Origin of the sequence: Methanobrevibacter sp., from assembly GCF_017447225.1 — an archaeon.
Taxonomy (GTDB): domain Archaea; phylum Methanobacteriota; class Methanobacteria; order Methanobacteriales; family Methanobacteriaceae; genus Methanocatella.
Genome location: NZ_JAFSNZ010000047.1, coordinates 1 through 8,017, shown reverse-complemented (window position 1 = coordinate 8,017; position 8,017 = coordinate 1). Strand labels below are relative to the sequence as shown.

Sequence of the window (8,017 nt, the reverse complement as noted above, 5' to 3'; positions counted from 1 at the left end):
TGAAAATTGTTCTGAGTGAAATAATTAACATCCGACACAACCTTATCGCCAATTATATATTGAACATTGCTCAAAATATAACAATTAAGTGATAAAAATGACCAGTGAGAAGAAAAGTGAATGGAACAGTAACCTAACATTCATTCTGGCAATGATAGGTTCAGCAGTGGGATTGGGAAACATATGGCGATTCCCTAATGTATTATATTCAAACGGTGGAGGGTCATTCATGATACCATACATCGTGTCATTATTCCTTCTGGGAATTTCCTTTGTGTTAGTCGAATATGCAGTAGGATATAAATTCAAGACATCCCTTTCCCGGATTTTATACACAGTGCACAATAAATTAGAACCTGTAGCATGGTTTGTTCTTCTTATAGTATTTCTGATTACGACGTATTACGTTTGTGTTGTCGGATGGGATTTGATATATGTAATTTTAAGCTTTACAAAGGCATGGGGATCAAATCCTGACGTTTTCTTCTCACAAAGCGTTCTTCAGTCAAGTGATTCGATAAACGGAATATTTACAATAGTTCCTGCAGTTTTAGGTTCTGTCATAGCCATCTGGTTCGTTGCATGGATGATTATAAGAACCAATTTGAATGACGGAATAGGAAAGGTGAGTAAAATTCTACTGCCGTTACTATGTATTATCGTTGTTATTATCGTAGTATACTCACTGACATTGCCTGGAGCGGCTTCAGGATACACCCAGATATTTACACCTGACTGGTCTGCATTAGGCAATCTTAACGTATGGCTGGCGGCATTCGGACAGATTGTATTTTCATTAAGTTTAGGTATGGCCATTGCACTTACATATGCAAGTTATCTGCCGGAAGGAGCGGAATTGGTGGACAATGCACTGATTGTCGCATTTTCAAATTCAGGATTTGAGGTGTTTAACTCAATCGGAATATTTTCAATTTTAGGATTCATGGCACTGACTAGCGGAATACCATTCAATGAACTTGTAACAGAAGGAACCGGCCTTGCGTTTGTAGTGTTCCCACAGGTATTCAATGTAATGGGTCCTGCAGCATCAGTCATCGGACCGTTGTTCTTCCTGTGCATCCTGTTTGCCGGGATCACATCAATCATGGCACTTCTTGAAGGAGTATGCTACTCAATATCTGAAAAGTTCGATTTCTCACGTAAAAAATCAGCAACAATAGTGTGTATCGTAGGAGTTGTAATTTCATCAATCTTTGCCACAGGTGCTGGAAGCATGATTTTAGGAGTCTTTGATGCATTCCTGAATAATTTCGCATTACTGTTTGCAGTACTGCTTGAATGCATTATTTTCGGTTGGGTATATGACTTCGACGAACTGATAGCTACATTGAATGAAAATTCAAGAATCCATGTGGGAAAAACCTGGAAAGCAGTCATCAAATGCATATTGCCTATTTGCATATTGAGATTATGGATTCAGGGAATCTATTCAACACTTTCAACAGGGGACAGCATAAGCATTGCAATCATGGCAATACTCACGGTAGTGATAATTGTCGTTCCGTTCATATTCACGAAACTGCCCGCAAAAAATGATGATTTCTACAAGGAAATTTAATAGTCGAATACTGAAAGATAGCTATTATTAAAATACATAAAATAATGATAATAGTTATTTTCATTAACCCCACAACCATTTTAATTGAATTATAATATGAATTAATATTTTTTAAGAAGAGCCATCTACATCAAATTTTAAATATCGATTAAAAGAAATAGAATTATGGTAACTATGAAATGGAAAATAGGCGATGTCGAAATAGATAATCAGGTGGTTTTGGCTCCGATGGCAGGAATATGCGATTCCGCATTCAGAAGGATAGTCAAGTCAATGGGCTGCGGACTGATAGAAACCGAGATGGTTTCAACACGGGCAATAATGCATATGAACAGCAAAACACAGGAAATGCTGATGATGACAGATTACGAACGTCCGATTGCACAGCAGATTTTCGGATCAGATACAGAATCATTTGAAATAGCATCAAAATACATTGAAGAAAATATGCAACCGGACATCATTGACATAAACATGGGATGTCCAGTAACCAAAGTGGCCGTCAAGTCAAGAGCCGGAAGCGCACTTCTAAAGGACCCAGATAAGGCATCAGACATTGTTGAAACAGTGGTGAATGCTGTGGATATACCAGTTACCGTTAAAATCAGAAGCGGATGGGATGAAAACAATGCAGTGGAAATGGCAAAAACTATAGAAAACGCCGGCGCTTCAGCAATTGCAATACATCCGAGAACACGCCACGAAAGATATGACGTGAAAGCTGACTGGTCAATAATAAAAGAGGTTAAAGATGAAGTTTCAATACCTGTCATAGGAAACGGAGATATAAGAAGCTGCTATGATGCAAAAAGAATGCTTGACGAAACCGGCTGTGACGCCATAATGATCGGAAGAGGAATCATGGGAAATCCATGGATAATCAGGCAATGTGTGGAATATCTGGATTATGGAAAGGAACCTGAACGTGTATCATCAAAAGAAAAGCTAGACATGTTTAAAAGACACACTGAACTGATTAAAAAGGACAGCGACAATCCCAAAATCATTGCCCACAAGCTAAGGACAAATGCCGCATATTATATGAAAAACCTCCACGGAAGCGTGGAAATAAAAAAGAAAATATTTCAAACAGAAACTGAAGAGGAACTTTTCGATCTGCTTGAAAACTATGTGAAAACTTTGAAATATTAATGATTTTCGATTAACTCAAAAAACATTTTTATAATTTCATCAACACTCATGCCAGAACGTCTGCTCATTTCAGTAATATCCGCATTTCTCATCATTACCTTGCCGATAGGCGTTTTGAGCATTTTAAATTTCTTGTCAATGTTTGGAAGTTCATCCTTAAGCCATGGATACTTATCCAAAATATCGATTAATTTTGTATTTTCATTTATCTCAAGCATCTAAATCACCTTTACATCAGGATTCTTATCTCCAAAATTCTCTTTAAGAATTTCACATATTTCAGAACGACTGTTGCCTTTATTTTCCATGCGTTTAATAGTCTTATATGCCTTGAATAAAGTGGAAGGCCCTATTTCAGAGCTGAAATATCCGATTCCCTGATTCCATGCCAAAAGTTCGAAAACATCATCAAATGCCCGAGAATCAATTCCATGAATGTATCCTTTAACAAGCTCCCGTGTTGCTTGACGCATTCTTCCAGCACCAACAGCATTAGTCAGTGACAAAAGCAACCTTGTTTCATAATCAAGATACCTGTTTTCATCGTTCCAAGTCAAATCCCAGAATTGAACCGCCACTTCACCAAGACCCTCATCAATGATGGGCATATTGGTTAAAGCAACAGGCCTCATAGGAATATCCTTTTGGGACTGCTTAACTTCAACGCGATAGAAATAGGCATGAAATTCATGGTCATCGGTTTTTTCGGTATAATATTCAAATCCCAAATCTTCCATTACCTCATATAATGGAATCGGATCAAAACTTTGAATGATTTCCAAACCTTCACCTTCATTAACTTTCATTGCTTGTTTTTTTAATGCTGGAAAGAAGTTTCCTACTTTACCTCACACATCAATCGTTTTAAAATTATTTATTTCAGATTTCCAATCTTCTAAAGTCATGATAAAACCTCCCGTGTTTAAAAAAATATTTGAAGAGAAGAATATATAAATATTTTGTAACTTAATCAGTGGTAAAAGTAACAATCACTTTTCGCCTCTAATTAATTGAACTAAAGAAACTACACCGACCATTGCAGTGAATGACTCGATGGCTACAGATGTAAAGTCATATATTGCGAAGAAATAGATTATATAAATCAGACTGTTTATGATAAAACTTAATTTTATAGGTTTAATTGATTTTAAAAGGAAATTGCACAAGGTAATCTCAACGACAGCAATTACGGGCAAAAGTCCTACGAATCCCAAGGTATTTACATAAACTCCCAGAACAACAGTCACTATAAGAAAAACAATTGTCCAGTTACGGGACAGACGGTCATAATATACCATAAGATTTCTTATGGCCGCAATAAGCATTGTGGTGATTCCCACCCATGAAAAAAAGAAAACTGATGAAATGGCAAGTATAAATGCATTTAGAAACTGATAAAAATATGCCTTTTTGGCATCATTTATATAATAGCTCATTATTAAAAAAATGCCTGCAAAAAGAGAAATTCCGTTACCTATTATGATATTCATTGCCAAATCCATTAATATTACATTGATTTAATTTATATAAATAATTTAAAATTTAGGTATGCCAAAATTTTTATAGTGAAAATGAAATAATATTAATCAAGTGATTATTATGGGAATCTTCGACAATATGAGAAAACCGAAAGGAAAACTGGGAGAAATACAGCTAAAATCAATGAACAAGGAACATACACCAATATCATTATGGGTTTTAAAGCATTTGGACATCAAAGAAACAGACACCATACTGGATATCGGCTGTGGCGGCGGAATAAACATAAACAGAATGGCCGAACATGCTAAAAAAGTTTATGGCGTTGACTACAGTGAAAAAAGCGTTAAAATATCCAAAGAGGTTAATGATGACCTAATCAAAAAAGGAATAGTGGAAATCAGCCAAGGAAACGTTCAGAGTCTTGAATTTGAAGACGAAAGCTTTGACATAGTCACCGCATTTGAAACAGTTTATTTCTGGCCAGATATTGAGAAATGCTTCGGAGAGGTCAAAAGAGTTTTAAAACCTGGCGGAAAATTTATGATAGGTATGGAATCCAACGGATCAGATAATATCCCCATGAAAATATCCGAAAAACTGATTGACATGAATGTCTACAATGACTGACAACTGAAGGAATTTTTAGAAAACAATGAATATTCCAACATTACAATCTATCTGAAGGATTCCAAAAACAGAAAGGAAAAGATAATAACGAAAGAAGGCACTAAAGTAATTGATGACGATTGGGACAACTTTTCATTTTCAGACAGGTTTCTGGAGTGGATGTGTATAATAGCTGAAAAATAACTGTTGCATAAAACAACATTTATATATTTTAAAAATAATACTATTATCCATGACAGATGTAGTTTTATTGACAGGTGCCGGACAGATCGGAATGGCAATAGCCAGAAGAATAGGTCATGGCAAAAAAATCATAATCGGCGATAAAAACACAGATAATGCAAATTCAATAGCTAAAATAATGACCGAAGCAGGATTTGACTGTGAAGCTCATGAATGCGACATATCATCAAGAGACTCCATCAGAAACATCATAAAAGAAGCCCAAAAATATGGTGAAATCGCATATTTCATAAATGCGGCAGGAGTATCCCCTTCACAGGCTCCAATAGAGGCCATCCTCAAAGTGGACCTATACGGAACTGCAGTTCTGCTTGAAGAAGTCGGAAAAGTAATCAAAGAAGGCGGAAGCGGAGTGACAATCTCCTCACAGTCCGGCCACAGAATGAAACAGCTGGGAGCTGAAATAGACGAGCAGCTTGCAATGACCCCGACAGAGGAACTGCTTGGCCTGGAAGTTTTACAGCCGGAAAACATCGAAGATACACTTCACGCATACCAGATGGCCAAAAGATGCAACGTGAAAAGAGTTATGTATGAGGCATGCAGATGGGGAGAAAAAGGAGCCAGAATCAACTCAATATCTCCGGGAATCATCGTAACCCCACTGGCAATAGACGAGTTCAACGGACCTAGGGGAGACTTCTACAAAAACATGTTTGCAAACTGTCCGTCAGGAAGGCCGGGAACTGCTGATGAGGTTGCAAGCGTTGCAAAACTGCTTATGAGCGATGAAGGAGCATTCATCACAGGTTCAGATATCTTGATAGACGGCGGGGCAACAGCATCATACTTCTATGGAAAGTTAAGGCCGGAATTGTGATTGAAATGAAAAAAATACTTCTTATAAGCATTATCGCTTTAATTATTCTGGCAGTAGGAATAAGTGAAGCAGCGGCGATGAGTGATGCCGAGGCAAAAGCAAACGATATACTGAAGAAAAACAACACCAACAGCAAAGTCCTTGTAGTATACTTTTCAAAAACCGGCGAAAACTATAATGTCGGAGATGTGGAAGTTGGAAACACCGCAATGATGGCATCATACATCAAAGAATATCTGAATGCCGATTCATTTGAAATTGTTCCTGTGAATCCTTATCCTGACGACTATAAGGAAACTACAGACCAGGCATCTAAAGAACAGTCTGACAATGCAAGGCCTGAAATTAAAAACAAGATAGATAATTTCGACAGCTATGACACGATATTTATCGGATATCCTATCTGGTGGGGAGACCTGCCTAACATAATGTATACATTCCTTGAGCAATATGACTTCAGTGGAAAAACTGTTATTCCGTTCAATACCCATGAAGGATCAGGAGATGCTGGAACATACCAGACAATTGCATCACAACTTCCAGAAGCGAAAGTGAATACTGACGGACTTGCAATTGACGGGAAAACCGCAAGAACCGAAGACGGCAAACAGCAAACAATAGAATGGCTGAAAGGTTTAGGATTTTAAATGAAGACTGAAAAGATAATTGTAGACGTTGTACTGTTCATACTGATGATAATTGAGTTTTCAAGACAATATCTCGACCCCACAATTCACGAAATAATCGGGATTTGCCTGGTAATTCTTGTCATTGTTCATCTCTACCTGAACAGAAGTTATCTGAAAGGCATAAATAAGGGAAAATACACTCCTAAAAGAAGTTTGACATTAGCTATAAACATAGCTTTTATTGTCGTGTTTATCCTGAACTGTGCCTTCGGACTGATATCCGGCCAATTCATCGATATGGGTAATCTGACTACAATTTATCTTCACAAAATTCTCGCATACCTATCAGTAATACTTCTGGGAATGCATTTAGGCACCAATCTGGATAAATCAATTAAAAAAATAAAATATAAAAAGATAATATTGCCGATAATCATAGTGTTTGGAATCTGCTGTATGATTCAGATTGATTTCTGGAATCACCTGATAGGAAACTACGGTTTCAGCATGATGACTGGAAACATCCTGATTAATTCCGTATATTACACAGGAATCGTTTTGATGATTATCGCATTATTTAATCTGAAAAGCTAATCCTCCATTATCTTTTCGGCAATTTCTGTTGCTGATGCAACCATTTTAGGACAGAATTCCTTAAACAGATTGTTGTCACGTGCATACTGGACACCTTCTGGAGTGCTGATATCGCATTCAAGCAAATCCCTGCAAAGATAAGATCCATTTTCCTTTTTGAACTCATCAAAAAATTTGTCAGAAACCTCATCACATTTCTCTTTGCTTTCGCCATATTTCAATCCTAAAGCCATCAGCGCACCGGCGCATGCACCGCATACTTCAGCTTTGCGCATGCCGCTTCCAAAACATGCACCAATCTTAAAAGCTTCACTTGATGCAAGCCCCAAATCTTCGCTGAACACTTCAAAAACAGCCTGCGAACACAAATGTCCTCTTTCGAATAATTTTACCGCTTCGTTACTTTTAGACATAATACTCACTTCTCCACATAATCATTTTTAACTTCCACAAACTCGCCATCGACATACTTTAAAAGTTCCACTTCAGTTTCATCAGCACCGGAATCTATCAAAGCAAACGTTGCTGTATTTTCCAAATCATCGGTGTTTGTGTCAATCCAGGTCCCCTCATTTACAACGACTTTAGGTCTGTCGTAGCCGTCGTAAACCCTGTATGCCGGAAGGTGGGTGTGACCGAAGACCACAACATCAACAGTCGGATCCATGTCGAAATACGTGACTGTCAATTTGTTAGGACTTTTGTTATAAAGTAGTGTTTATTTGTTTAAAAATCCTTTTTTCAGTCTTCTTTTATAATTCGGGTTTTTATTTTTCCGTTAAATTTATATAATAGTTATATTCATGATTTTGTAATTATCCAATTTTTAATTTTTTTTAAGAATTTATTGTAGTGAAAATTCTTTAATTTTGATTTATTCTTTTTATTTTT

11 protein-coding genes are annotated in these 8,017 nt (G+C 37.0%); 6 read left to right on the top strand and 5 right to left on the bottom strand.

All coding sequences use genetic code 11. The features are described 5' to 3' along the window. The first annotated feature begins 97 nt into the window (after positions 1-97). Both IJQ68_RS04915 and dusB read left to right on the top strand, forming a co-directional pair. A complete protein-coding gene (locus IJQ68_RS04915) occupies positions 98-1,579 on the top strand; it encodes a sodium-dependent transporter (protein ID WP_292797728.1) in 1,482 nt (493 codons plus the stop codon). A gap of 174 nt (positions 1,580-1,753) precedes the next feature. Then, entirely contained in the window at positions 1,754-2,731 is a 978-nt protein-coding gene (gene dusB / locus IJQ68_RS04910) for a tRNA dihydrouridine synthase DusB (protein ID WP_292797726.1), read from the top strand. On the opposite strand, the gene IJQ68_RS04905 is transcribed toward dusB, so the two are convergent. From IJQ68_RS04905 to IJQ68_RS04895, 3 genes are all read right to left on the bottom strand, one after another. After that, positions 2,728-2,949, bottom strand: coding sequence for a DUF1858 domain-containing protein (locus IJQ68_RS04905; RefSeq protein WP_292797723.1), 222 nt, complete (start codon positions 2,947-2,949; stop codon positions 2,728-2,730). The genes dusB and IJQ68_RS04905 overlap by 4 nt on opposite strands. Next, on the bottom strand, positions 2,950-3,537 hold the full coding sequence (locus IJQ68_RS04900) for a DUF2249 domain-containing protein (RefSeq protein ID WP_292797721.1): 588 nt from the start codon (positions 3,535-3,537) through the stop codon (positions 2,950-2,952). A 183-nt stretch (positions 3,538-3,720) separates the two neighbouring features. Then, on the bottom strand, positions 3,721-4,233 hold the full coding sequence (locus tag IJQ68_RS04895; protein ID WP_292797718.1) for a YgjV family protein: 513 nt from the start codon (positions 4,231-4,233) through the stop codon (positions 3,721-3,723). Positions 4,234-4,330: 97 nt separating this feature from the next. On the opposite strand from IJQ68_RS04895, the gene IJQ68_RS04890 reads away from it, so the two are divergent. The 4 genes from IJQ68_RS04890 (at position 4,331) to IJQ68_RS04875 (ending at position 7,126) form a co-directional block, all read left to right on the top strand. Further along, complete coding sequence (locus IJQ68_RS04890; protein WP_292797716.1) at positions 4,331-4,840, top strand: class I SAM-dependent methyltransferase; 510 nt, start codon at positions 4,331-4,333, stop codon at positions 4,838-4,840. A gap of 232 nt (positions 4,841-5,072) precedes the next feature. Next, positions 5,073-5,903, top strand: coding sequence for an SDR family oxidoreductase (locus tag IJQ68_RS04885; protein WP_292797714.1), 831 nt, complete (start codon positions 5,073-5,075; stop codon positions 5,901-5,903). Between the two features lie 5 nt (positions 5,904-5,908). Beyond that, positions 5,909-6,550: a flavodoxin gene (locus IJQ68_RS04880; protein ID WP_292797712.1), complete on the top strand. Its 642-nt coding sequence runs from the start codon at positions 5,909-5,911 to the stop codon at positions 6,548-6,550. Then, positions 6,551-7,126, top strand: a complete 576-nt coding sequence (locus IJQ68_RS04875) for a hypothetical protein (protein WP_292797710.1) — start codon at positions 6,551-6,553, stop codon at positions 7,124-7,126. On the opposite strand, the gene IJQ68_RS04870 is transcribed toward IJQ68_RS04875, so the two are convergent. Both IJQ68_RS04870 and IJQ68_RS04865 read right to left on the bottom strand, forming a co-directional pair. After that, a complete protein-coding gene (locus tag IJQ68_RS04870; protein ID WP_292797708.1) occupies positions 7,123-7,539 on the bottom strand; it encodes a C-GCAxxG-C-C family protein in 417 nt (138 codons plus the stop codon). The two genes, IJQ68_RS04875 and IJQ68_RS04870, sit on opposite strands and share 4 nt — an antisense overlap. Before the next feature lie 5 nt (positions 7,540-7,544). Next, positions 7,545-7,772, bottom strand: coding sequence for a hypothetical protein (locus tag IJQ68_RS04865; RefSeq protein ID WP_292797706.1), 228 nt, complete (start codon positions 7,770-7,772; stop codon positions 7,545-7,547). Between the last annotated feature and the right edge of the window lie 245 nt (positions 7,773-8,017).

Coding starts and splice junctions, on each gene's coding strand:
- IJQ68_RS04895 (WP_292797718.1), bottom strand. CDS start 4,233: ATGGATTTGGCAATGAATATCATAATAGGTAACGGAATTTCTCTTTTT.
- IJQ68_RS04915 (WP_292797728.1), top strand. CDS start 98: ATGACCAGTGAGAAGAAAAGTGAATGGAACAGTAACCTAACATTCATT.
- IJQ68_RS04905 (WP_292797723.1), bottom strand. CDS start 2,949: ATGCTTGAGATAAATGAAAATACAAAATTAATCGATATTTTGGATAAG.
- IJQ68_RS04870 (WP_292797708.1), bottom strand. CDS start 7,539: ATGTCTAAAAGTAACGAAGCGGTAAAATTATTCGAAAGAGGACATTTG.
- IJQ68_RS04900 (WP_292797721.1), bottom strand. CDS start 3,537: ATGAAAGTTAATGAAGGTGAAGGTTTGGAAATCATTCAAAGTTTTGAT.
- dusB (WP_292797726.1), top strand. CDS start 1,754: ATGAAATGGAAAATAGGCGATGTCGAAATAGATAATCAGGTGGTTTTG.
- IJQ68_RS04890 (WP_292797716.1), top strand. CDS start 4,331: ATGGGAATCTTCGACAATATGAGAAAACCGAAAGGAAAACTGGGAGAA.
- IJQ68_RS04875 (WP_292797710.1), top strand. CDS start 6,551: ATGAAGACTGAAAAGATAATTGTAGACGTTGTACTGTTCATACTGATG.
- IJQ68_RS04885 (WP_292797714.1), top strand. CDS start 5,073: ATGACAGATGTAGTTTTATTGACAGGTGCCGGACAGATCGGAATGGCA.
- IJQ68_RS04880 (WP_292797712.1), top strand. CDS start 5,909: ATGAAAAAAATACTTCTTATAAGCATTATCGCTTTAATTATTCTGGCA.